The organism is Cupriavidus pauculus (genome assembly GCF_022179805.1).
In the GTDB taxonomy this organism is placed as follows: domain Bacteria; phylum Pseudomonadota; class Gammaproteobacteria; order Burkholderiales; family Burkholderiaceae; genus Cupriavidus; species Cupriavidus pauculus_E.
On the sequence record NZ_BPUO01000005.1, the window covers coordinates 21,836 to 47,623 of the forward strand.

16 protein-coding genes are annotated in these 25,788 nt (G+C 63.0%); 3 read left to right on the forward strand and 13 right to left on the reverse strand.

The genetic code is table 11. The features are described from left to right. Positions 1-167: 167 nt before the first annotated feature. The 7 genes from MFF62_RS11215 to MFF62_RS30880 all read right to left on the reverse strand — a co-directional run bounded on the left by MFF62_RS11215 (position 168) and on the right by MFF62_RS30880 (position 13,895). Complete coding sequence (locus MFF62_RS11215; RefSeq protein WP_238263554.1) at positions 168-5,687, reverse strand: trifunctional serine/threonine-protein kinase/ATP-binding protein/sensor histidine kinase; 5,520 nt, start codon at positions 5,685-5,687, stop codon at positions 168-170. 1,088 nt (positions 5,688-6,775) lie between these two features. Beyond that, on the reverse strand, positions 6,776-7,885 hold the full coding sequence (locus MFF62_RS11220; RefSeq protein WP_238263555.1) for an alkene reductase: 1,110 nt from the start codon (positions 7,883-7,885) through the stop codon (positions 6,776-6,778). A 59-nt stretch (positions 7,886-7,944) separates the two neighbouring features. Further along, a complete protein-coding gene (locus MFF62_RS11225; RefSeq protein ID WP_238263156.1) occupies positions 7,945-10,218 on the reverse strand; it encodes a xanthine dehydrogenase family protein molybdopterin-binding subunit in 2,274 nt (757 codons plus the stop codon). Further along, entirely contained in the window at positions 10,215-10,697 is a 483-nt protein-coding gene (locus tag MFF62_RS11230) for a (2Fe-2S)-binding protein (protein ID WP_238263158.1), read from the reverse strand. Before MFF62_RS11230 ends, MFF62_RS11225 begins: the two co-directional genes overlap by 4 nt. Then, a complete protein-coding gene (locus MFF62_RS11235; RefSeq protein WP_238263160.1) occupies positions 10,694-11,980 on the reverse strand; it encodes a cytochrome c in 1,287 nt (428 codons plus the stop codon). Before MFF62_RS11235 ends, MFF62_RS11230 begins: the two co-directional genes overlap by 4 nt. A 247-nt stretch (positions 11,981-12,227) precedes the next feature. After that, positions 12,228-13,427 (reverse strand): MFS transporter, encoded by a 1,200-nt coding sequence (locus tag MFF62_RS11240; RefSeq protein WP_238263162.1) that lies wholly within the window; start codon positions 13,425-13,427, stop codon positions 12,228-12,230. A gap of 171 nt (positions 13,428-13,598) precedes the next feature. Next, positions 13,599-13,895 carry a LysR substrate-binding domain-containing protein gene (locus tag MFF62_RS30880; RefSeq protein ID WP_404990739.1) on the reverse strand — a complete coding sequence of 99 codons (297 nt, stop codon included), beginning with the start codon at positions 13,893-13,895 and terminating at the stop codon, positions 13,599-13,601. Between the two features lie 311 nt (positions 13,896-14,206). On the opposite strand from MFF62_RS30880, the gene MFF62_RS11245 reads away from it, so the two are divergent. Beyond that, positions 14,207-15,700 carry a DUF1254 domain-containing protein gene (locus MFF62_RS11245; RefSeq protein ID WP_238263164.1) on the forward strand — a complete coding sequence of 498 codons (1,494 nt, stop codon included), beginning with the start codon at positions 14,207-14,209 and terminating at the stop codon, positions 15,698-15,700. An 84-nt stretch (positions 15,701-15,784) separates the two neighbouring features. On the opposite strand, the gene MFF62_RS11250 is transcribed toward MFF62_RS11245, so the two are convergent. From MFF62_RS11250 to MFF62_RS11275, 6 genes are all read right to left on the reverse strand, one after another. Then, positions 15,785-17,215, reverse strand: coding sequence for a DUF1254 domain-containing protein (locus MFF62_RS11250; RefSeq protein ID WP_238263165.1), 1,431 nt, complete (start codon positions 17,213-17,215; stop codon positions 15,785-15,787). A gap of 252 nt (positions 17,216-17,467) precedes the next feature. Then, positions 17,468-18,601: a porin gene (locus MFF62_RS11255; protein ID WP_404990740.1), complete on the reverse strand. Its 1,134-nt coding sequence runs from the start codon at positions 18,599-18,601 to the stop codon at positions 17,468-17,470. A gap of 157 nt (positions 18,602-18,758) precedes the next feature. Then, positions 18,759-20,066 (reverse strand): MFS transporter, encoded by a 1,308-nt coding sequence (locus MFF62_RS11260; protein WP_238263170.1) that lies wholly within the window; start codon positions 20,064-20,066, stop codon positions 18,759-18,761. 116 nt (positions 20,067-20,182) lie between these two features. Continuing rightward, a complete protein-coding gene (locus tag MFF62_RS11265; RefSeq protein WP_473700884.1) occupies positions 20,183-21,829 on the reverse strand; it encodes a GMC family oxidoreductase in 1,647 nt (548 codons plus the stop codon). Continuing rightward, positions 21,826-22,419 (reverse strand): thiamine pyrophosphate-dependent enzyme, encoded by a 594-nt coding sequence (locus MFF62_RS11270; protein ID WP_238263174.1) that lies wholly within the window; start codon positions 22,417-22,419, stop codon positions 21,826-21,828. The genes MFF62_RS11265 and MFF62_RS11270 overlap by 4 nt, the downstream gene beginning before the upstream one ends. 11 nt (positions 22,420-22,430) lie before the next feature. Then, positions 22,431-22,958 carry a thiamine pyrophosphate-binding protein gene (locus MFF62_RS11275; RefSeq protein ID WP_238263176.1) on the reverse strand — a complete coding sequence of 176 codons (528 nt, stop codon included), beginning with the start codon at positions 22,956-22,958 and terminating at the stop codon, positions 22,431-22,433. 71 nt (positions 22,959-23,029) lie between these two features. Between MFF62_RS11275 and MFF62_RS11280 the strand changes: the two genes are divergently transcribed. After that, positions 23,030-23,746: a Crp/Fnr family transcriptional regulator gene (locus tag MFF62_RS11280; protein WP_238263178.1), complete on the forward strand. Its 717-nt coding sequence runs from the start codon at positions 23,030-23,032 to the stop codon at positions 23,744-23,746. Between the two features lie 765 nt (positions 23,747-24,511). Then, positions 24,512-25,786: a formylglycine-generating enzyme family protein gene (locus MFF62_RS11285; RefSeq protein ID WP_238263180.1), complete on the forward strand. Its 1,275-nt coding sequence runs from the start codon at positions 24,512-24,514 to the stop codon at positions 25,784-25,786. Positions 25,787-25,788 lie beyond the last annotated feature (2 nt).

The window sequence follows — 25,788 nt, forward strand, 5'->3', positions numbered from 1 at the left end:
TCCCGCCTGTCAACTGGTACCGCAGCAAACGCTGCTTGCAGTCGGGCGTTTGAATGTCGGCTCCGCAAGCTTTCTAGGACAACCTCAGTTCCGAGCCGCGTGGTTTGCTAAAGTGGTGCGATATAAAGATGGAACCCGCAAGAGCGGCCCGCGCGCGCTGCGTATCGCTATGAAACAGATGGAAGGGCCGGTACTGTGAATTGAAAGATAGCGCCGCGGGGCCCGTTCTCGCTCGCCCACAATCGGCCTCCGTGTGCCTCGATGATTGAACGGCAGATGGACAGTCCCATCCCTAGACCTGTGGACTTCGTGGTGTAGAAGGGCGCGAAAAGCTGTTCTGCGCCGTCCGGGCCAAAGCCTGGCCCCGAATCGCTCACCGCCACGAGCACGTAGCCAGCATCCGCTGTCTTCGTACGGATCACGCATTCCCGCACGCCGTCGCTAACTCCACTCATCGACTCCATCGCATTGATGCACAGGTTGAGGAGGACTTGCTGCAACCGCACCCGATCGCCCTCGATGAGTGGTAGTCCGTCCGCGAGATGTGTCTGCACCGAGGCACCATGCTTCCAAGCTTCGCCACGGGTAAGCTCGATAACCTCAAGGATTGCCTTGTTGATATCCAGCGGTTCCTTCTGTGGCGGCGCTTTCTTGACGAGTGCAAGGATGCGGCCGACCACGTCGCCCGCCCGATTAGTATCTTTAATGATACGGCCGAGCACCTGCTCGACCTCATAGAGGTCAGGTGGCTGGGCGCGCAGCCATCGCAGTCCGGTCTGGGCGTTGGTGATTGTCGCGGCGATCGGTTGGTTGACTTCATGAGCAATCGAGGCTGTGAGCTGCCCCATGGTCGCAACACGGTTTGCGTGCGCCAGCTCCGTCTGCGCCTCGCGATAGCGCCGCTCGCTCTCGCGGGCCTTCTCCTCCGCCTGCTTGCTCTCGGTCAGATCAAGTACGAAAGCCACACCTTCCTTGCGGCTTGCTTCGAACGCGGCCGCACCCAGCATGACAGGCACGCGGCTACCGTCCCTCTTGAGGTACTCCTTCTGAAAGGTCTGCGCCCGCCCCGTCTCCGCGATCTCTCGCAGCGCGCGTTCGTCGCCCTCGCGCCATTCCGGCGGCGTCAGATCCGTCCAGCGCAATCGTTCCGTGACAAGATCGTCACGCTGGTATCCCACCATGCGAAGAAATGCGTCATTGGCCTCGAGAATCTCGCCACTTGCATTCCACAATATGATCCCGATGATGTTCGCGTCGACGAGGCGCCGAATTTTCTCTTCGCGCTTCGCAACGTCGCGGTACAAGCGGGCAATTTCCAGCGAAATGGCCGCCTGCGAGACCACCAGCCTCAGTACCGCGATGCGTGCAGGGGTGAACACGCGGGTAGTGAGATTGTTCTCGAGGTAAAGCGCACCGGTGAGCTTTGCCTGATTCATCAATGGTAGGCAGAGAATGGATCGAGTGCGATGTTGTCTAATGTAGGGATCCGCAGCAAATGAGGAATCTTCTACGGCATCGTCTAGGATGATGCTCTCCCGGGTCCGCAGGACGTAATAAAGAACGGACTCCGGCAGCGCTGCCGGAGTCACGGGCGCGTCGCGCAGGTGCACGGCGACCCTTTCGCCACCCGTCGTTGCCTCTGCGGCGATGCGTTGTTCGCCCTCTTCCGGAAGAATCAACAGACCTCGTTCAGCGCCGGCATGTTCGATCGCCGTACGCATGACCGTCTCAATCAGCTTATCGAGGACGATGTCTCCAGAGACCGCTTGCGACACCTTGATTACGGTCGCGAGATCGAGGTGTTCGACCGGAGTCGCGATCGTGCCCGTTGAACCGGACGCCAACTCTCCCGTTCTCAGGTGCGGATACGCCTGCTCGAGTTGCCGCACCTTTCCATCGGCCCGCCAACGCGAGTAGCAATAGCGAGCGTTTTGCAAATAGGCCTCGGCGATGACTTCGAATTCGCGCGCCGCGTAGAATCGCGCGGCGATTTCGTTGGCAAGGGCCTCAACGTGCCAGAAGCCATTTGCATGGGCCGAGCGGATGGCCAGTTGATAAAGGCGCATCGCATCAAAACTGCGGTTTTCGATCCGGGCGATCTCCGCGTCCACCAGCGCGGCGCGGCTCTCGAAATTCTCCGGGCAATGCTCGGCCCAGACCTTCAGCTGCCGGTGGTGCACAGTCAGAGTATTCATGTGCTCCGACCGCTCGCCGGACGCGGCGGAGTCGCAGCAGGCCGCGTGGGACAGCGCCCCGTAAAAATAATATTCGGCTTCCTCAAAGAATGACGTCGTGGTCCAGAGCAGCGTTTTCGCTTTCGCTGCGGAGTCCAAAGCCGTGACATGGTCGCCAGCAATACAGCGCGACTGCAACTTCCGGATCCAGTACCAGCAGGCAGCGAACGCCAGGCCTGGGTTACTGGAGAGATGGTCCTCGGTGCGATGCTCGTTGAACTGCCCGTCGTCAAGGCAGCCGAATGTCGGCGTCGAGCCGCGGAGCATCCGCATCAGCGCGAGTTGCGTCGTGATCAAGGCAAGACCGAACCGCGCCTTGTCGACGAACGCGAGGCCGTGTTCGGCTTCGCTTTGGACCTCGGGCAGTGGCCCACCGGCGAAGAGCTGGGCCGCGTTGAGATGGCAGCTCGCCCCGACTGCGAATACGGGATCTCCAATCCGGTTCGCTTCTTCAAACGAGCGGCGCAGCAGTTCCCGGCACGCCGCCACGTGTTTCATCCAGGGCATGACAAAATGCGCAAAACAAACTAAGGTTCGCGCCTCGAAACGCTTGAGCCCGCGCAGTCCGACGAGGTCATAGCCGAGTTGGCCGAATCGAAATCCGGCCTGGTAGTCGCCGAAGCGCGGTCCGGCAATCCTGGCGAGCTGGACATAGGCGAGACAGGAGGCATCACAGTTGCCGCGCTCTAGGCTGAGACTGATCGCCTTGCAGATCATCAGAGAAGCCAGGTTCTCATCCGTAAATACTGCTGGCGGCGTAAGCTTACTTAGAACGTCGAGAGCAGCCAGGGTTGCCGGATCCTCCATCAGCGGCAAATCAATTAAATCGTCGATGGTCCGATCCCTAAGCGCAGACCAAATGCGTTCGTATTCGCGTCGTACCTCGCTATCTTTCGGATGGGGAGTCCACGCGATACCAAAATGCCGGAGACAGTTGAGGCCGACGACAATGGCGCGGCTGCTCTGACCGAAGGTCGTGCAGACATCGATGTGCAAGCACGCGACGATGGCGTGTTCGACCGTTGTCGTGGCCCGGTTCGACAGTGTCGTCAGGCGCTCGTCCGCGATCGATAGCTGGCCGGTCAAGAATTCGCATTCGGCCCGGTTCAGTTCCAGCGCGAAGACTACCTCGCGCTGGCGGTCCCAACGATCCTCCGCCAACAACTCCAAGCCGAAATTGAGATAGGTGAGCGCCGAGGCATAGGCGCTGGACCCCTTGGCACGCTTTCCCGCTAGCAGGTTCAGCTCGACCAGTTGGTTCCGTTCTTCCTGCTGCGTGATTAGCGCAGCGCCTCGGTTGAGCTGGTTGACAATCTCGAAGATCGCCTCCTCGCGCTTCCCGGCGGGCGTTCGCTCGATGAGCAAGCGACCGAGCCGGAGATGGACTTCCGCGCGCATGGCTTCCGGAATCATCGAATAGGCGGCTTCCTGAATACGGTCATGCATAAACCTATAGGCACTCTCGAGACGCTCAACCAGTCCCTGACAGACGGCCCCCCAGAGATCTATATGGACCTGCTTCTCCGGGATTGCGAGGACTGTCGATAGTGTCGCAATCTCCGCAAGGTTGCCCATGCAAGCGAGTTGCTTCAAGGCCAGTTGTGTTTCGCTTGGCAGCCGGCTGAGTTTGCCGACCATCAGATCCACAACATTGTCGGTGAAACGCTTGGCCTGTATGCGATCGAGATCCCAGGACCAGCACACCAAGTCATGGTCGAAATGAAGCAAGCCCACGTCGGCGAGCGAATAGAGAAACTGGATCACGAAGAAAGGATTGCCAGCGGTCTTCTCATGCACCAGCTGCCCCAGCGGTGCGACGCGCGCAGGGTCGCCGTAGACCGCATCCCCGATCAACCGCCCGACGTGGTCAGCGGCAAGCGGTGCAAGCGCGATCTCCCGCACGTTCCCGCCAGCGTCCTTGATGACCTCCAGCTTGTGCATCAGCGGATGTGCGGCATCGACTTCATTGTCCCGATATGCGCCGATCACCATCAGGTACTGCAGATCGGACCGTGTCAGCAGATCCTCCAGCAAGTCGAGCGTCGCCGCGTCAAGCCATTGAAGATCATCGAGGAACAGTGCCAACGGATGCTCCGGCCGGGCAAAAACACCAATGAACCGGCGAAACACCAACTGAAAGCGGCTTTGCGCCAGCAGCGGTGCGAGCTCCGGCACCGGCGGCGGCTCCCCGATGATGAGCTTAAGTTCCGGGATCAAGTCGGTCATGAGTCGTGCGTTCGGTGCAATAGCTCCCAGCAACGCCTCGCGCCAGCTCGCCAGTTCGGTCTCCCGCATCCCGAGCAGTGGACGCACCAGGCTCTGTAGGGCCTGTATTAAGGTCGAGTAAGGAATGTTGCGCTTGTACTGATCGAACTTGCCGGAAGCAAAAATCCCCCGCGGCGGCACCAGCACCTTATGCAGCTCATTGACGACAGAGGATTTTCCGATGCCGGAGTATCCTGAGACCAGTACCAGTTCCGGTGCGCCGCCTGTGACCACACGGTCGAAGGCCGCGAGCAGCGCATCGACCTCGCGCTCCCGGCCGTACAGCTTTTCGGGAATCACCAGTCGGTCCGGCGTGTCGTGTTCCCCAAACGGAAACGCGTCGATCCGGCCATTGGTCTCCCAGCTGGCGAGGCAGCGTTGCAGATCCTGTTCGGCGCCGGCCGCAGTCTGGTAGCGCTCCTCGGCCGTCTTGGCGAGTAACTTCATGACGATGCGGGAGAGCGGCAGCGGTATCGACGCCAACCGCTCGCTAGGCGGCACGGGTTGTCGGGCGATATGGCAGTGCACCCACTCCATCGGGTCAGTCGCCGAAAACGGCAGCGCGCCCGTGAGGGTCTGGTAGAGCACGGTGCCGAACGCATAGAGATCGCTGCGCGAATCGATGGAACGATTCATCCGCCCGGTCTGTTCGGGCGCCATGTAGGCAAGCGTGCCAGCAATGGTTTCTGGCGGCTCAGGCGCCTGATGTTCGCGCAGCAGGCGCGAGGCGATGCCGAAGCCGGTGAGCCGCGCCCGTCCGTCCGGGCAGTTCACCAGGATATGAGCCGGCTTGAGATCTTTATGAACGAGGCCGCGCTGATGGAGTTGGCCCAGGGCCGCCGCAATGCCGACAGCGAAGCGCAAGACACGACCCACCTCCATCGGCGCGCCGAGCAGTCGCTCGAGCGGCTCACCGCCAGGATCCTCGAGCACCAACGAGGTCCGGCCGTTTTCGCGCAGAAGCTCCAGTGGCCTCACCGCCCACGCGCCATCGAGTTCGTCCTTCAGTTCAAATTCGTGCGCGAGGCGATCGAGGCTGACGGACGATGGATGGTCGGCCGCGGGCCGCACAACGAGAATACTGTCGGCGCCGCCGTTGCTCGGGTGCCAGCCTCGACAGAAGACGCGTTCGCCGTCTTCCCACAAAGTTTGAAGGTCTGGGCTGCTTCCCATCGGCATTGAAATCATGTGAGGGGACCATGTTGCATACTGGTGCAGGCTTCTGTCCTGCGCTGCTGCTGAGAGAACACCATGGACGTTCAGCGCAGCCACGCGACAGGATGCGCTCCTAAAGCCATTGCAACGTGGGCGTTTCCGCAACATCGAAGTTGTGGCACTAGCTGATTAGATTACACCGTGGCGCCCACGGCGCCAGCAGCATTGTGCTGACGCGTCCCTGAGGAGGGAGCAACATAACGGCGCGCTGACCTGCGAGCACGGACCTGGCGCGCCACAAGGGCCACACAAGAGACGGCTAGGCAAGTGGTACCAAAAGGGCGCCTCGCGTCGGCGTCGGCCCACGGCTGTCCGCTTCGTTGCTGTCAAGGGACAGTCATGCCGTTGCACTCGGATGGCAGAAAAGGGACGGCAGGAGTCCTCGCCGGCAGTCAACTTCTGAGCATTCTGACGATCGGCTTCGATATCACGAAGTTCAGCATTCAGAACCCGGTAACGGCCCCCGGCCCCATAGACCAAAAGTTCAGCGCAAACGCTTATAGAGCGGGTTCATCCCCGACCAGTCTTGGGTCGCAGGCTAACGAAGGATGCACAGGTTACGCTTGAGCACTAGGGAGAAATCTTCCCTGTGGAGATCAGCGTCCGCCACCTGCGCCCGAGCGCCCGAGCGGCTACGTGATGCATGGCAACAGCAACGACTACCGGTTGGAAGACGTGAGCCTGAAATCCTCATCGGCAAGGAAGGCTCCGAGCTGAAAATCTCGGGCCGCTAACGCCAGGTCAGACGCTAAAGATGGCGGGGCCGAAGCGGTTGAGTCTTAAGTCAAGGTCACCGCAAAATGCGCCTATGCAGTTTTGTCACATTACGATGCCATTGCGATAAGAAGGCTTATCGCTATAGCTGTGTTCGCAGCACAGCTTTCCGGGGTTTGGGGGGCATCGTCCTTTTGCAGCATATTGATACGGTCAGGCTTAAAAATGCGTTCCAGAACAATGTCTTAGTGATTATTCATTTTGCGCTGCACCGTCCTTTCGTTGCGAATTGGTACACAGTTGGTAGGCGCTGTCTCGCCAAAGTAAGCCGCCAGCCCGCGAAGCCCCTACGCAAGCACCTTGTAGTCCGTATAGCCCACGGCATCGCCGCCGAAGAAGGTTGCCGGGTCAGGTGAATTCAGCGAGGCGGCTAGGCGGATTCGCGCAGGAAGATCCGGGTTGGCAATGAACGGACGGCCGAAAGCGATGATGTCGGCCCGCCCCGAGGCCAATGCCTCCTGCCCCGTCTTGCCATCGTAGCCACCCGCGAGGATGAGCACACCGTGCCACGCTTCGCGCATCGACAGGATCATCTCGTTCCACCGTGGATCGGTGACCTCGTCCCTGACGTTACCGACCATCGCTGGTTCCACCAGGTGCAGATAGGCCAGCTGCCATTCGTTCAGGCGCCGTGCGATATACCCGAAGGTCTGCATGGGCGTCTCGTCACCCATTCCCATGAAGCGACCCATTGGCGTGAGTCGAACGCCAACGCGCGACGCGCCGATCTCGTTCGACACGGCTTCCACGACCTCAAGCAGCAAGCATGCACGATGCTTCAGACTGCCACCATAGGCGTCATCGCGATGGTTGCTGTTCGAATTGATGAACTGGTCCAGCAGGTAGCCATTCCCCGCATGGATCTCCACGCCATCCATGCCCGCTTCAATCGCGTTGCGGGCCGCATGGCGGTAGTCCTCCACGATGGCGGCGATGCCTTCGAGAGTCAACGCCTGCGGCGTCGGCACATCGCCCCATACACCCTTCCCTTCCTCATCGACGATGAACGTCTTTCCCGGAACGGGAAGCGCGCTGGGCGCAACAGGCAGAGCGCCGCCCGGCTGGAACGACTGATGCGAGACGCGCCCGACATGCCAGAGTTGCAGGAACATCCGGCCACCGGCTTCATGCACCGCATTGGACACGGCACGCCATCCGGCAATCTGTTCAATCGAATAGATGCCGGGTGTCCACGCATATCCCTGCCCCTGCGGCGAAATCTGCGTGGCTTCGGAGATGATCAGACCGGCCGATGCGCGCTGCCGGTAATACTCGACGTTCAGCGCCGTGGGCACGTTGCCAGGCTGACCTGCCCGCGACCGGGTCAACGGTGCCATGGCAATGCGATTCGGCAACTGGAGTGATCCGATCGAGATTGGCGAGAACAGCGATAGCATACGGTCCATGAGGATCTCCAAGAAAAGGGAAGGAGCGCCGCAAAGGCGCCCCGTGGTAATTAGGGAGCGATCAGGTTCTTCAGCCGCTCGCCCGCCAGCGGCATGTCGCGCAGACGGTGACCCGTGGCATCGAACAGTGCATTGCCGATGGCGCCGGCCGTCGGCCCCATTGCCGCTTCGGCCACCCCGAGGAACGGCATGCCCGGGCGGTCGATCAGGTGCACGTTGATCTGCGCAGGCACAGCAGAGAAGCGCAGGATCGGATAAGTGCCCCAGTCGAAACTGCGGATGCCCTGCGGATCGAAACGCAGCTGCTCGTAGAGACTCCAGCTTGCCGCTTGCAGGATGCCGCCCTCGATCTGGTTGCGCACACCATCGGGATTGACGATCTGACCACAGTCCACCGCCACCTCGGCGCGTTCAAGCTTCACCTGCCCCGTATCGCGTTCGACCGATATCTCCACGGCCATCGCCACATACGCCATCAGGTTCTTGTACTTGCCGAACGCAAAACCCACGCCGTGTCCCGGCTTGCGCGCGGAGCGTGGCCAGCCGAAGCGCTGTGCTGCCAGGCGGATGACATCGAGCGCGCGCGGATCGTCCATATGTCGGATGCGGAAGGGCACGGGATCGATGTCGGCCGCATGCGCCAGATCGTCCATGAAGGTCTCGATGGTGAACACGTTCATGTGCGCGCCGAGCGAACGCATGGCCGAGGTGCGCAAGGGCATCGTCGGCGAGAAGTTGTTGACGATGTGGCGCGTCGGCAGGCGATAGAGCGGAATCGCGTTGCGATCACCGCCGCCTTCGGGCTGCATCATCGGCGTGGATGGCGCGGGTGTGAATGGCTTGGCGAGCAGTGTCGCTGGTAGCAATCGCCCTGCGCTAACCACCCGCTCGTTGTGCGAACTGCTCCACAGCGCGTAGTGCCAATCGACGATGGTGCCGTCCGCCGAGAGCGATGCCTTGACCTGCGTGACCATCGCGGGCGTGAAGTGGTCCCAGAGGTTTTCCTGATCGCGCATCCACTGCACGCGCACCGGTTGACCGGGCAGCGCACGGGCGAGCAGCGCGGCGTGCGCTGCGGCATCGTCGGCGGGGTTGTGACCGTAGCAGCCGGAACCTTCCACGTGCACGCAGCGGATTGTCTCCTTGGGCATCGACAGCATTTCAGCCAGGCCATCGCGCAGCGGATAGACGCCCTGCGAATGCGTCCAGACAGTGAGCATGCCGTTGTCGAGATGACCGACCGCACAGGACGGGCCAATCGAACCATGCATCAGGTAGCGCTTGGCGTACGTGGCAGACAACGTCTTCACAGCAGGCGCCATGGGCGCGCGCTGATCCGCGATCACGATGTGCTCGGTGCTGATCTGCTTGAGCTGCGTGTTGACCTGATCCGGCGCGGGCAGTGTGCGGCCCGGGCCCCATCGGCATCCCGCCGACAGCGCGCGTTGTGCGAGCACGGCCTGCCATTCACGTCGCGCCACGACGGCGAGCATGTTGCCGTCGCGGACGATGGCGACAAAGCCCGGCGTCGCCCGTGCGGCGGCCTCATCGACGGAGAGCAACTGCGCACCATAGCTCGCGGGCAGCACCACGCGCGCATGCACCATGCCAGGCAGCTTCATGTCCTGGACATAACTCGGCCCGCCCGTGACCTTTCCCGGGATGTCTACGCGATGCATCGATGTGCCGATTACCTTGAACGTCGACGGATCGCGCAACGGCGACGTGGGCGTAGCTACCACGTGCAGGTTCACGCGTGGCAGCAGTTCCGCGAAGGTCAGCGCGCGTCCATCCGCCGCGACAATGCGCGCATCGCTCGTCTTGAGCGTGGACGGATCGACGCGCCACGTTCGCGCGGCGGCATCGACCATCAGCCCGCGCACCTGCGCGGCGGCGTTGAGCAGAGCGCTGCCGCTATCGGCCATCGTATGGCTGCCAGCGGTCAGGCCTTCGTCAGGCGAGCGCGCAGTGTCGGCGGTCAGGAACGTCATGCGATGCGGCGAGATCTGCAGTTCCTCGGCGGCCACCTGCCATAGCGCCGTACGGATGCCGGTGCCGAGTTCCACCTTGCCGGTGTAGACCGTGACGTGGTTGTCTGGCGCGACCTTGATCCATGCATCGAGATACGGATTGGTCTTCAGGCTGCCGGCGAGCTTCATGTAGCCCCGCCCTACGGTCACGGCCGCGCCTTCATCGGCAAGCACCATCTGCGCCAGCGCATCGCGCCCCGGCAACAGCGAGAAGCCAACGACGAGCGCGCCGGACACCATGAAGGCACGGCGGCCTGGGTTGTGCAGCGTCTTGATGGAATCGTCGTGGCTCATTGCGCTGCCTCCGCCACACGTCCACTCGCCGCACCCGACGCCGCACGGATCGCGGCGAGGATGCGCATGTGGGTGCCGCAACGGCACAGGTTCGGCTCCATGTGCGCGCGGATCTCTGCGTCGGTGGGATGTGGGTTGCGATCAAGCAACGCCTGCGCGCGCATCACCATGCCTGCGATGCAGTAGCCGCACTGCGCGGCCTGATGGTCAATGAACGCCTTCTGCAAGGGCCCCGGCTTCTCCGCCGTGCCGAGGCTTTCGATCGTGCGCACGGGGCGCTTGCCGATAGCGGCGACCGGTGTCACACACGAGAACGTGGGCTTGCCATCGACAATGACCGTGCAGGCGCCGCACTGGCCCATGCCGCAGCCAAACTTTGCACCATTCAGACCCAGGTCTTCACGCAAGGCGTAGAGCAGCGGCGTGCCAGGGTCGATGTCGAGGGTGTGGCTGACGCCGTTGACTGTGATGTGGATCATCGCGATGCATCTCCCTTGCGGATATCTGCCACCGCCCGCGGCACGTTCTGCCACGGCGATAGCTTCGTGTAAGTGGCGCGCAGGTACATCGCCAGATCGGCGATCTGCGCATCGTCGAGCGACTCGCCGAACGCGGGCATGTAGTGCATGGGCTGCTCGCCCTGCCATGGCACGCCGAGTAACATCATCTGGATCACGTTGCGCGGCGTACTCGCCAACACGGCGCTGCTGGTAGCCAGTCTCGGACGGTCGCCTACGCTCTGCATGGGCGACTTGTCGCCATGGCACGACGCACACGCGCCGTTGAACAGCACTGCACCACGTGCGATGGATTGCCTATCTGCATCTGTTGAAGTGGTAGCTGCCGGATGATCCACGGGCTGTTGCAGCGAGAACAGGTAAGTCGCCATGGCCTGTACATCGGCAAGCGGCACGGTGGCCAGTTCCTGCGTGACAGGCAGCATCGGACCTGCCGCCGCGCCATGGCGCGCCGACATGCCGGTGCGCAGATACGTCACAAGGTCGGCCTCGCTCCACGGCGCACGCGCATTCGCCAGCGTCACCAACGAAGGCGCGACCCAGCCATCGACTACGCCGCCGTGTAACGACTTGCCCCAGCTTTCCGCGCCAATCGGATTGAGCGGGCTGTGGCACGCTGCGCAATGGCCGAGCCCGGCGACGAGTTCACGCCCACGGTTCCAAGCAACGCTCTGCACGGTATCTGGCGCTTCGCGACCGGTGCGCAAGAACAGCACGTTCCAGAACGCGACGAGCGCGCGGAAATTCAGCGGGAAAATCAGGTCGTTGTCCGTCGTCTTGGCGACTACGGGATCGCGCCGCATCAGGAAGGCATACGCAGCGGCGATATCGTCATCGGACATCCGCGTGTAGTGCACGTACGGAAACGCGGGATAGAGCTGATGGCCGTCGCGTGCAATGCCGCGACGCAGCGCACGCTTGAAGGCGTCGAGCGACCACGTACCGATGCCGGTCTCTGCATCGGGCGTGATGTTGGTCGTGTATAGCGTGCCGAACGGCGTGGCCAGCGGCAAACCGCCGGCATAGGGCTTGCCACCTGGTGCGGTGTGGCAGACCGCGCAATCGCCGAGCGCCACCACACGTGCGCCGCGCAAGGCGAGTTCGCGGTCGATGGTTGACGGTGCGGGCGGTTGGATCGGCGCGATGGCCGGCTCCCACGTCAGCCATGCCGCCACGGCTACGCCGACCACGGCAACGGCCGCGCCGGCAATCAGGATGGGCTTCCATCGGAATCGGGACAACATGTGGTGGACCTCCGCCAACTTTTTCTCTGGGTTGCGGCAATCGTAGAAAACACGGGGAAGGCGGACAACTGGCGCGTAGTCGAGCGCGGCTCACACCATGGTATGGGCTCGGATAAACCAATCCCTTGGAGACCAGCGCCCGTGATCACTCCAGCGTGCGATGCAGAAATCCCTGGCGTTGCCCGAAAGTGCGATGCGGTGGTGTGCCCAGGGGACGAAGCCCAACACATACCTCCGTCGCCACAATTCAACGGCGCGAGGTCGCGATCAACGCCGCCAGCGCCAGCAGCGCCATGCTGCCTCCCGCCACGACAATGCCGTGCCATCCGAAGCGTGTGTAAAGCGAGCTTGCGAGGGCAGAGCCTGCCGCACCACCCACGAAGATCGCCGTCATGTAGAGCGCGTTCAGGCGCGCACGGCTGGCCGCATCCAGTGCGTAGATGGCCCGCTGGCCCAGCACCATGTTCATCTGCACGGCAAAGTCGAGCAGGATGCCGGTGACTGCGAGGCCGATCACCGCACCGCTACCGCTTGTCAGTCCCGGCAGGAAGCTCAGCGCTGCAACACTCATTGCCGCAAACGAGGCGACGCGTGTATGTCCGGCATCCGCCAGCCGTCCAGCAATGGGCGCTGCCACGGCACCCAGCGCACCAACCAAAGCGAACATGCCGATCTGGGATTGCGAGAGGCCATGTTGCCCAGCCAGTTCCAGCGGGACCGCGGTCCAGAACAGGCTGAACGCGGCGAACATAAGACCCTGGAACAGCGCACGCTGACGCAGCAGCGCATAGTGGGCGAGCAGATGCCAAAGCGACGCCAGCAAAGTGCCATAGGTGGCGCGATGTTGCGGCACGCGACGCGGCAGGGTCATCACGATTATCCCGACGGTCAGCAACGTCAGGGCAGCTGCGATCACGAATACCGCGCGCCAGCCCAGCCATTGCGCCGCCATGCTCGAAAGCGGGCGCGACAGCAGGATGCCTGACAGCAGGCCGCCCATGATCGTACCGACGGTGCGGCCACGCAACGCCTCCGGTGCGAGGTGCGCCGCGAGCGGAATCAGGATCTGCACGCTCACAGAACTGAGCCCCAGCAGCAGCGAGACGAGCAGGAAGACAGTCGGCTGCGACGACAAGGCCGCACCCGCGAGGCTGGCAGCGGCAGCCACTCCGCTGATGGCCAGCAAGCGGCGGTTCTCCAGCAAGTCGGCGAGCGGCACGAGGAAGAAAAGCCCGACCGCGTATCCAATTTGCGTCAGCGAAACAATGACGCTCGCGCGGTCAGTAGAGAGTCCGATCGCAGGGGCGATCAGCTCGATAATCGGCTGGGCATAGTAGAGATTCGCCACCAGGACGCCGGCGCAGAGCGAGAACAGCGCGACGAGCGCGGGTGACATCGGCGACACCGTTACACTGCCAGCGGGGGTGGGAGAGGCTTGGGTAGACATAGCTCCGGTTCCTGAAAGGGAATGACCGGAGGTTAGTTGTCAGGCGACGTTGCGGGAATCGCAACGCGGCGCAACACAGCGTTGCGCGCAGGGCAAAGGGGCGGATTGACCGCTGCTTATTGCGCAGCGGGCCTTGCCTGGCCGGTCGGCCCTGGCAGCGACGACAGGAACTCAAGGAAAGTCGCCACACGGCGCGATCCGAGATGATTCCGAAGATAGCGCGCGGTAAAGACCGAACTGGACTCGTTGGGCGCCACGTCCCACGACACGAGCAACGTCACCAGCGTTCCCTCGGTATGTGACATCCTGTACGAGCCAGTCTGGCAACAGTCCCACGCCCAGACCCGTCAACACCGCATCCCTCAACACTTCGATGTTGTTGCTTCGAAGGCTGCCGTTGACGGGCACCACCACCTTGTGCGCGTCTTGTCGAATCGTCCAGGCCTGATCACGGCTGGCGCATTTCAGCCTGCCGGGCCAACGACGCCGAGTCGCGAGAGAAAGTCAGTAGGACGGCAAGCGGGAAATCCGCTACTGCGCAAGGCATTGATCGATAAGAAGAATTCAGATCAAACCGCCAGATTTTGCATGGAACGTACGATGACCCCGAAATGAAAGATTTCTCCGGCGGATGTGAAGATTTCCGAGAAATGGGGATTCGGCGCCATTTCCGGTGACCTGCTTGGCATACTCGCCGGACGAGCGAGCCGGCAAGTAACCCAACCCATGGCATGGCGGCAGACTGGCATCGCGCCCGCCCCCACGACAGGAGCATTGCAATGGATCGACGCCAATTCCTGGTTTCAACCGCTGGCGGTGCCCTTACCGCCACGGCGGGCACGCCGGCTGAAGCCCAACCTTCGGGCGCTGTCGCCGCGCAGGGAAGTCGCGAGCCCCTGGGCGGCCAGCCTCCGCCGGGCGCCACTCCATCCGTCAAGGATTTCGACTACCAGATCAAGTACCACCGCGCCTTCGAGGCCGTGCTCTGGAACATGCCAGCGATTGCGATCTATTCGTTCCGCCGCGCGGCCTTCACCGACCTCGGGATGAAGGACAACGACATCATCACATACTCCGCAACGGCTACACCACGGCTGGAAGCCATCACGGCCAACAGCTCGACGCCCTATATCGCGGCCTACACCGACCTGCGCAAGGGCCCGGTGGTGCTGGAGGTTCCGAAAGCGGGGCCTGATGGCAGCCTCTACGGCCAGGTGGTGGACGCGTGGCAGTTCACGATTGCCGACGTGGGGCCTTCCGGTATGGACAAGGGCAAGGGCGGCAAGTACCTCTTTACGCCGCCGGGCTACAAGGGCCAGATCCCGAAGGGATATCTCCACGTGGCGTCGCCCAACTACCGTATTGCGTTCGCATTCCGTTCGGTGCGGGCATCAGGAAAGTCTGTGGAAGACGCCTTCCATTATGCGCAGCGGCTGCGCATGTACTACCTGTCCGAGGCGGCCAGCCCGCCTCGCCAGCGCTTTGTCGACCCAGCCAACCAGCGCTATCCCACTCTGCCGTTCTATGACGAGCGGCATTTCGCCGACATGCACGAGATCATGAGCGTGGAGCCGGTGCGGGAGCACGACAAGGTCATGATGGGAATGCTGACCTCGCTGGGGATCGAGCGGGGCAAGCCGTTCACGCCTGACGACACCGCGAAACGGGCCATGCACAATGCGGCGATCGATGCCTGGTTCTTCCTGCAGCAGTGGTTCGACACTGAAATGGTGAAGCGCGTGTATTGGCCGGACCGGCACTACGTATCGCTGCTGCAGACCGACGCTAATCGCCGCTTCAACTTCACCTACGACGACCGGATCGACCTGATCGAACGCGCCGCCGAGTATTTCTGGTGTACCTACATGCCCAAGGTACTTTCCGATGCGCCGGCAACGCAGTACTTGATCGCCCTCTCGGACAAGGACGGCAAGCTGCTCGAGCCTGGAACGCTCTATAAGCTGGACGTCCCGCCTGACATGCCCGTCAAGCAGTTCTGGGCGCTGACCGTCTACGACCGCGCCACATTCTCGTTTATCTACAGCGATTCCAATCGCACAACGCTGTCCTCATACGATCTCGACAGGATGAAGCGGAATCCCAATGGCGGCGTGACCCTCTACGTGGGCCCGAGGCCACCAGCCGGACTGGAGTCAAACTGGATTCCAACCGAAGGCAAGCGGCCGATGCCGACGATGCGCTTCTATGGCGCAACGGATGCCCTGAACAAGAAGACCTTCAAACTGCCGGACTTTGAGATCGTCAAAAGCTAAGTGTCTCTGCGCGATCTCGCCGCACGAGGAAGGGGCTGCAGCACAACTGCGGCCCGTTCGATCATCAGTCACAACTGAAAGCCTTTACTTGCCGGCACGGTCCATCTGCGGCAACTTCCACGCGCCAGAAATGACTTCCTCCTTGGGCTGATAGATGCGCAGGATCGCGTAGAAGGGACCGCTCGGAGAAGGCAACCAGTTGGTGCCCTCCGCGGGCTTGCGTGGCGAAACGGTGACCGAGAAGCTACCGTCGCCGTTCTTGCGGATGCCGGGCGTATCGCTGCCGAACTTGTACCGGTTGAGCGGATTCTCGATCAGCATCTTGGTCTTGGCGTCGTAGATCGTGAGCGACCAGAATGCGTTATTTGGCGGTTCGCCCGAGAACTTGACGACATAGTCGTTGGCGCCGTCGAGCGGCTTGCCTTCGCTGTCCGTGTAGCGGATCGGATAGACAGCTTCGTTCTCGCCTTGGCCGCCAAGGTACGGGCCAGCCACTACCGCCCGTAGGGGGTAGTTGTAACCAAAGCTGTCCATGCCTCGAACATAGTTCCACCCTTGCCGGACCTGCGAAGCCTGCGACACGCCGGATACCGCAATGAAGGGGCCATCATTGATCGCGCGAAGCAGTCCCTTGCGCTGGTTGTCATTGAGCTTTCCCGGGTCGAATCCTTTCGCGGTCAGCCCGATCCGCGAAAATTGCTCGGCAAGCGCCTTGTCTTCGGTGCGGATGGGGTTGTCCTTCAGGGCCGCGCCCAGTTGGCGATAGAAGCCGAGAGGATCGTTGCCGATGTCGGGCAACGAAGCCAGCGTTGCGCTGGGGGCCTGCCAGTTCTTCTGACCCATTGCCGCCAGCGGCCGAAGGTCGAACGCATCTTGCAGCGCATGGATCTTCTTCATGTCCTCGCCAGCCGATACGCGCATGCGGCCCCACAGCCAGACCTTGCTCGTTGCCACATCCAGGCGCTTGACGCCCGCTGGCAGCGCCCCCTTCCAGCCGGGTGGCACCAGCGCATAACGGGCTGCCTTGGTTCCGGTGGTGCGACGGCCAATGTAGTGCTGCAATTCCTGCCACATGTTGAAGACATCGACAACGTAGTAACGGTTACCCACTTCCGGCACCGACAGGATGTACGGTCCGTTGGACAGATCGACCACGGCGCTCAGGTACGTGGTGTCATTGTTAGCCGTAGGCATATCCAAGGCCGAAGGCGTCGCCAGCTCACGCGCCCAGCCAATGCGGTTCAATGGAGCGCGATAGCTCGTGGCAGGCTTCGGATTGGGCACGTCGGTGTATTCACGCGCCACGCGCTCCATCCGGACCAGCGGGTAGCCCCATACATAGGCGGAAAGGCCGAGTTGGTAGGCATCCAGCTCCTCCCCCTTCGCCACGTTCTCCGGGGTGCCCGCAGTATCCAGAAGCGGGTCCGGCCAATCCTTTGCCACGGCTGCTGGCGCTACCGCGCACGACATGGCGCCCAAGACAAGACATGCAAAGATCTTTCGTGGAAGGGTCATCGGAGGTCTCCAGAAACAAGGCTGGTTCAGGCGAGCAAGGCACTATGCACAACACCGATATCGTGTAGCAATTATTTTGCCAGGGGGCCCTCCAATCAAAGATTTCAGATCAACTTCTGAAATATTGAAAGCGATCGAACTCCCGCAGGCACCGCGATGAAAATGGACCACGAGGCGGACAGCCTCCGTGGTCCCGAAGACTCCCTGCGGGCTCCAGCGGCGCTCTTGCGGAAACGGAGAAATCAGTCCCCTCTAAAACCTGTGCCGCACGCCCACGGCCACGCCAAGCATCGAACTCTGCCCGTTGGCCAGCGCGTAGCTCGTGCCCAGCGACAGCGAGGTGGCGTAGACATTCGCCACCGAATCGAAGGTCAGGCCGGCATTCTTCGCGTAGGCGGCCGTCAGGTACACGTCGGTCCGCTTGGAGAATGCATAGTCGGAGATCAGCGCGACTTGCCACGGATTGGCCAACTGGGTGTTGCCGTACAGGTCCTTGAGGTTGTCGTAGTTGTACTCGACCGACAGGGAAATCGCCTGCGTCGCCTGATAGGTGGCGCCCGCCCAGTAATAGTCGTCCCGCTGGATCAGGTTGCCGTCCTGGCCCTTGTTCTGGCCCCAGCGGTAGCCGCCCATCACCTTGAGCGTCGGGCCGAACGTATAGCTGGCGCCGACCGACGCCTTCTTCACCGTTCCGCTACCCGTGCCGATGGTCGGACTGAACTGGTCATAGCCGGCCGTCACCGCGAGCGGGCCAGCACCGTAGACCAGCGCCGCGCCATAGGCCGAATCGCGCCGGAACTGTCCCGGCACCTCGCCATTGCCGCCGATCGGCGTGGCCACGCCCACCGTCGCCGGCAGTGCCAGCCCGGTGCCGAACGACCAGTGCGCCAGCGCCGTCAGCGGGCCGAACTGGCCCGTGTACTTCACCGTGTTGTCCTCGCGGAAGTTGGCCCCCGCCATGAAGGCGACGGGCTCGTACTGCGTGGCGTAGGCCATCGGCACGAAGTTGGCCAGCGCCTCGAACATCGACGTGTACTGCCGTCCCAGCGTGACCTGTCCATAGGGCGACGCCAGGCCGACAAATGCCTGCCGGCCGAACAGGCGGCCACTCTGCTGCAGCGTGCCGGTGTCGAGGTTGAACCCGCTCTCCAGCACGAACAACGCAGACGTCCCGCCGCCCAGGTCCTCCGTGCCGCGAATCCCCCAGCGCGATCCGGCATAGCCGCCAGAGTCCATGCGCACCACGCCATGCGCTGGCCCCGGATTGAAGCCATTGGCGGCGGTCGGCACGGCGCCGACATGGCTGGCGTACTCGGCGTTCACATCCGCCACGCCATACAGCGTCACGCTGGATTGCGCGTGGGCGCTCCCCGCGCCGGCCAGCATCGCTGCTAGCGCTACGATCGATTTCCTCACTCCTGTCTCCCCCTTGTGGGTTGTAAATGACCGCCGCCCGTTGGATCGGACGTGACGGTATAAACGGGCACTGGAATGCCCGGTTGCTGCAACGCCTGCCTGATGAATGGAATCGTTGGGTTCGACGTCAGCCGGCGGCCGATTGGGTGCCCGACCCCGAGGCACGGATGGCCGTGCCCTTGTCGCGCAGCGCGCGCACCGACTTCCCCGGATCAATCGCCATGGCGCCGACGATGCCGCCTAGCACCATCAATGCGCCGCAGAAGGCGAAGCCGGCCTGATAGCCTGCCGCGCCCGCAATGCCCTCGATGAAGAACGCCGATACCAGCGGCGCCAGCACGCCGGCAACGGAAGCGATGGAGTTGTCGATGGCGAGGATGGCCCCGCGCTGCGCGCCAGGCGTCACTTCCGCCAGCATGGCGGGTCCCAGCGAGTAGATCGTCGGCGATACGCCCACGGCCACGCCGATCAGCGCCACGCGCCAGATCGGTGCAAGGTCCGTCGCCCACAAGGCGATGAAGGCGCCGCCTGCCAGCAACAGCGTGGCGGCGGAGAACAGGCCGCGGGCAGCGCGCGATGTGGCGCCGCGCTTGAGCATCCTCTGGGCGAACCAGCAGCAGCCGATGACCGTCGGCATGCTGATCGCGACGATCACGGCATACAGGCGGCCCGCCTCGATGCCCGAGTAGCCAAGCCCGCGCTGCAGATACGCTGGCAGCCATGTCAGGGTCAGCGCAAGCCCCCAGTACGCCACGAAATGCAGGAGGAAGCAGGCCATCACGGTGGGGTCCGACATCAGCCGGGCATAGGGCAGGCGCGCTTCGGTGCCGGCCGTCTCGGCCCCCGCTTCCCTTGTCTCGATGTGGCCCTCGCGGCCAAGCAGCATCCACAGCAGCGCCCAGACCAGCCCGACGGCCGACAGCACGTAGAAGTTTGCCCGCCAGCCCCAGTGCAGGGTGATCTGCGGAATCACGATGCCGGCAATCAGCAGCCCGACACTGCCGCCCTGCGAGAAGAACGCCACCGGCACATTGCGCCGGTCGTCGGGGAACCACTTGTAGGCGGCATGAACGGCCACGGGGAATGCCGGGCCTTCGGCGATGCCGAGCAGCACGCGCGACAGGATCAGCACGGCCACGCTCGACGACATCGCCAATGGAATCTGGAAGACCGACCACGCGAGTGCCATGACCAGCAGCATCGTCGTCGTGGCGACGCGATTGGCCATGAAGCCGCCTGCGATGCCGGCGACAGCAAATACCCAGAAGAAGCTGCTGGCCACCAGCCCGAACTGCGAGGGCGTCAATTGCAGCGATTCCATCATCGGCACGGCCAGCAGGCCGATGACGATCTTGTCCAGGAAGTTCACCACCATGAATAGGAACAGCAGCACCGCCGTGCGCCACGCTCGCGCGGGCTCGTAGATTGGGGTCATGTTGTCTCCGAGATATTGTGTTGGGTTGGAGTGGCCGTCTTGGCGCGGCCTGTCTTCGCTGAATGTGCCCCGTGTTGCCCGTGTTGCCCGCTTTGGCCGTATCGGGCCGTTGCGGCTCAGCCCCGCGCGGGGCCGAGGATCATGTCGGCCGCCTTCTCGCCGATCATGATCGACGCCGCATTGGTGTTCGACGAACACATGGTCGGCATGATGGAAGAGTCCACCACGCGCAAGCCGGCCACGCCGTGCACGCGGAGCTGGTTGTCCACCACGGCCATCGGATCGCTCCCCATCTTGCAGGTGCCGATCGGATGCCAAGACGTCTGTCCCGATGCCTTGATGTAGTCCAGAAGGCCGGCGTCATCGCGCACGTCGGCGCCGGGCCGGGTCTCGCGTGCCACGTAGCCGGCCAGGCCCTGTTGCTGCGATACCTTGCGCGACAGCCGCAGCGCTTCCAGCATCGCGTGCCGGTCGCCTTCGGTATCGAGATAGCGCGGCTCGATCACCGGGGCCTCGTGCGGGTCGGTGCTGCGGATATGCAGATGGCCGCGCGAATCGGGCCGCAACTGGAAGAACCCCACCGCGAAGCCTGGGAACGGATCGAGGCCGAAGCCCCGGCCGGCGTAGCGGTCCGCGCCGGTCAGGTGGTGAAGCTGGATTTTGACGGCCGGTCGTTCCTTCAGTTCGGCGGTACGTGCCAACGCATGGACCGTGGCGGAAGGCGTGGCCATGATGCCGCGCCGCGTCATCAGGTAGCGCATGCCCATCCAGCCCTGCCGCAGCGGGCTGCGGACAATCTCGTTGAGCGTGATCGGCTTGGTGCATGCGAACGTGATGCGCGCCTGCAGGTGGTCGATCAGGTTTTCTCCGACGCCGGGCAGATGATGGCGTACCGGGATGCCAAGCGCCTGCAACCGCGCCCCGTCGCCGATGCCGGAAAGCTCCAGCAGTTGCGGCGACTTGATCGGCCCCGCACTGAGGATGACCTCGCGCGTTGCCATGGCACGGCGCCGGACGCCACCCTGCTCGTATTCGACGCCGACGGCACGCTGTCCGTCGAAGACCAAGCACGTCCCGATCGCCTCCGTCGCCAGCACGAGATTGGCCTGCGGCCTGCCGCGCAGGTAGCCGACAGCCGTGCTGCAACGCCTGCCGCCACCGGTCGACAGTTGCAGGTAGCTCACCCCCTCGTAGACGCCACCGTTGTAGTCGCTGGCTGCGGGAATGCCCGCCTGCTGGCACGCCTGCACGAAGGCATCGCTGAGCGGATTCGGGTGGACCTTCGACACCGACGACACGCTGATCGGCCCACTGCGGCCGCGCGCGTCGTCCTGCCCGCACGCGGTGTTCTCCAGGCGCTTGAAGTACGGCAGCAGCGATGCGTAATCCCAACCCTGGTTGCCGAGTGCGGCCCAATGGTCGAATTCGGCGGGTTCGCCGCGCACGAAGATCATGCCGTTCACCGAACTCGACCCGCCGGGCAGCCGGCCGCGCGGCCAGTAGATCTTCTGTCCGGCAAGCTGGGGCTGGGCCTCGGTCTGGAAAGGCCAGACGTAGTCGGGGTTGAGCAGCAGCTTGGCAACGCCGAGCGGCACCGTGACCCAGAAATCCTTGTCGCGCGGCGCGCCGGCTTCGAGCAGCAGCACCTTGCCCTGGCCACGCTCGGCCAGGCGGGTGGCCAACGTCGCACCGGACGAGCCAGCACCCACCACGATGTAGTCGTACGTATCTGCAACCTGGGAAGTCACGTCATGCCCCTTCAATACGCTGCGTACCAGACGCCGAGTTGCTCCGCCTCGGCGCCCATGCGCTGGAACTGCCGGTCCGGCATCTCCGGCTGCGGCTTCGCCGGTCCGAACTGCGGCGCCTCCGGCTCGGTTTTCAACACGACGAATACGGGGCCGCTGGCGTCGAGCAATGCGGGCAGCGCGTCGCCAAGCGCCGCGGCGTCGTCGAAAACTTGCGCGCTCGCGTAGCCGGCGGCCAGCGCCATGGCGCGGAAGTCCACGTCATGCCCGCCGGGCACGGGAAGGTTGGAGGCGCCGGCAAACTGGGCCCCGTTCTGTACGACAAAATGGAGCAGGTTGGTGGCGCCGGCATCGGCGACGGTGATCAGCCCGCCGAGCTGCATCAGGAGGCTGGCGTCGCCGTCCACCACGATCACGCCGTGGTCCGGCCGCGCGAGTGCCAGCCCCAGACCGAGACTCGCGGCGCCGCCCATCAGCGGCACCGAACTCAGGCGGCGTTCGGTCACGCCGAGCATGTCGAAGGCGAACATCGCCCCCATCGTCGCCACGATCACGCGCCCGCCGCGCGCTTGTGCAATGGCCTTGCAGGCTTCCACGATTCGCATGGTGTTCTCCTTCAGTGCCACGCCACGGGGCGTCCGACGATCAGCGCCGCGGCGCCCCGACGGCTCTGCGCCGCGTCATAGGCGGCCGCCACAGCCACCAGGTCGGAAGCCTGTTCCAGTTGCCAATGCGGCACATTGAGGGTATCTAAGATCGGCTCCAGCAGATTGACGACACGCCGGCGCGACTGAATGCTCGGCTGCGCGAAGTTGTCGGTTTCGCGGCCGAACTGGCCGATCAGGAAGACAGTGGGAATGCGCGCGTCGAGCGCCACGGCGCGGATGGTGTTGATGCATGCGTAGAGACCCTGGTTCTGGATCACGACGAGCGGCCGCTTGCCGGCAATCGTCAGGCCCGCCGCTACGCAGACGGCCTGGTCCTCGTTGCACGTGCGGACCAGCGCCATCCCGCCTTCGCCGCGCTCCACGGCCTGATGCAGTGCAAGCTGGACGAAGTCCGGCACTGTGACAAAATGACTGACACCCGCCCCCCGCAATGCGGCAAGATAGGCGGATGCGCCAATGCCAAGATCGTCGGCCATTGCTGTCTCCTGGAATTCTGTGAATGTGCCGGCGATTCTAGGGAGGCGCGTCCCTCAAATCTGTAAAGAACATGACAGAATCCGCTCGGCCCTCGCACCGTGCCCTGGCCTCCGCCGTACTGAAACGCGTCAGCTGGTTCAGCACCTGCAAGCCGGAAACCCTGGAAACGCTGCTGGACGAAGGACAGGTCAGGCTGCTCAGACGCGGCGAAGTCCTGACCCGACGGGGGGAGCCGGTCGAGCACCTCTGCCTGATCGTCGATGGTGTGCTGGAGGTCAGCGCCACCACACCGACCGGCAAGCGGCATGTGGCACGCTATCTGGAACCGGGCCAGTTGATGAACCTGATCCCGGTGCTGGATGAGCAAGGCGCCATCCATGACGCCGTGGCCCATGAAGACACCGTCGTCCTGCTGCTCGGCAAGGCACTGGTCCAGCGGACGCTGGCCAGCGAGCCGGAGCTTGCCCTGGCGCTCATGCGACTGCTTTGCCTGCGCTCCCGCCTGACCTACCTGAACCTTGCCGAGAGTTCGCTAGCCACGCTGCGTGCGCGTTGCGCGCGAACGCTGCTCCACATGGTGGACCCCTACGGAATGCCACGCACGGACGGCGTGTCGATTTCGCTGAAGCTCTCCCAGGACGAGTTCGCCGACATGGTGGGCCGCTCGCGCCCTATCGTGAACAAGGAACTCAAGCAGCTTGAGCGCGACGGCGTCATCCGCATTACCTACTCGCATTTCCTGGTTCTCGACGTGACAGCATTGAGCGCGATCGCTGCCGAAATGTGAGGGCGCTCGCGGTGGGAGCGATTGATCCCGAATGGCTGAATTCAACAGGGCAAGCGCCATTCCGAGACATGTCTGCGAATGGCGGAGTCATTGAGCCGGTGCGACGGCGAACCCTGAGTATCCGCTTGAGCGCAAGCGCACCTGTGGACTCGAAGCTGACTCCGCAATCGTCTTGGCGTTTGGGTCGGCGTATTCGTAGCCCACAGGTGCATGTCCCGCCTTCACTGGCAGCTTCGCTGCCAATCCCAAAGTATCGATGAAGGCGGGGCGGACTACCTATAAAGGGGCGCGTAACGCTGATTGAGCTTTGCTGCGCCTGTGAATGAGGGTCGACGACCGAGTCCGGCCATTTTGCGTCGCTCGTGACCCCGGCCATGAACGGCCGGCCTCGGATTTGTAACGGCCGTTCCACCACCAGTTTTTTCAAGAATGTTGACATATTGAAACGCACCAAGAATGAACATTCGTTAGTGCGCTAGGGAACAGACGTCGGCCAATCCGGCACTCATGCGGGTTCTGAAGATCATTCGGCCACGCTACCCATGGCACCAGGCCATCCTTCATGAAATCGCTGGCAAGGCTCTCGCTTGGAAGCATCCATCCGACTGAAATATCTTAAATCGCCCAAGAAAAGTTTCACTTCCCCAGCGCTCCCCTTATCGGAAGTATTGCCATTGGTGAGTGCTGCCAAACGTGGTCTTCGGCGGGCACCGCGCATCGCGTCAATAGCGCTGTCAAAGGCAAGTAGATGCCTAGGAGTGGTGCATGGGAAAGCGCAGCAAGGTAAGCCGTCGGAACGTTCCGCAGATGGCAGTCGACACGCGACCAGGCTTCTCGATTGGTGCGCGAACGGGCGCCACGTTTTCGCGTACGTCGCGCCAATGGCTTTGGGGGCTTCTCATACTTGGTGTTTCGGCTGGACTGGGAGCCACCACCACATGGTGGCTCCATTCGCCGATGCAGACTGCCGCCACAGAGGTGGTGGAGGGAAACGGTCGCAGCGGTCCGGTCGGCATGGTTCATATCCCAGGCGGCGAGTTCCTGATGGGCAGCGACAGCAAGATGGCGCAGCTCAATGAGAAGCCCGCCCACAAGGCGCGAGTGCGTGGATTCTGGATGGACAAGCACCACGTTACGAATGCGCAGTTCCGCAAGTTCGTCGATGCCACCGGCTATGTCACCACGGCCGAACGGGTACCGGACTGGGAGACGATCAAAGTTCAGCTTCCCCCCGGTACGCCGCGCCCGCCCGCCGGCACGCTGGTCGCAGGTGGCCTCGTGTTCGTCGGGACCAACAAGCCTGTTCCACTGCAGGACCTCTCTCAATGGTGGCGCTATGTACCGGGCGCCAACTGGCGGCATCCGGGTGGCCCAGACACATCGATCGTGGGCAAGGACGACCATCCGGTTGTGCAGGTCTCGTTTGAAGACGCACAGGCTTACGCGAAATGGATAGGCAAGCGGCTGCCGACCGAAGCGGAGTGGGAATTTGCCGCACGCGGCGGTCTCGAGCAGGCAACCTATACGTGGGGCGAGCAATTCTCGCCCGATGGCAAGCAGATGGCCAATGTCTGGCAAGGCCAGCAGGGGCAGCCGTTCCCCGTGGTCAGTCCCAAGGCCGGAGGTGCGGTCGGTACCAGCCCGGTGGGCACCTTTCCGCCTAACGGATATGGCTTGTCCGACATGACTGGCAACGCTTGGCAATGGGTGGCCGACTGGTACCGCAGCGACCAGTTCCAGCGTGAAGCTGCAAGTGGCAAAGTGGCCGACAACCCGATGGGTCCACTGGTTTCATGGGATCCCGCGGATCCTGGCGTGCCCTTCGACGCCCCCAAGCGGGTTTCGCGCGGCGGCTCCTTTCTCTGCAATGAGGACTTTTGCCTGAGCTATCGCCCCAGCGCTCGGCAAGGGACGGATCCGTACAACAGCATGTCGCACCTTGGTTTCCGATTGGTCATGGACGACAGCGCTTGGGCTGACCGAAACCGAGACGGAGCACTCGCCAGCGCCGATCGCTCTCTAAAGCAAGCCCCCAATTAGCC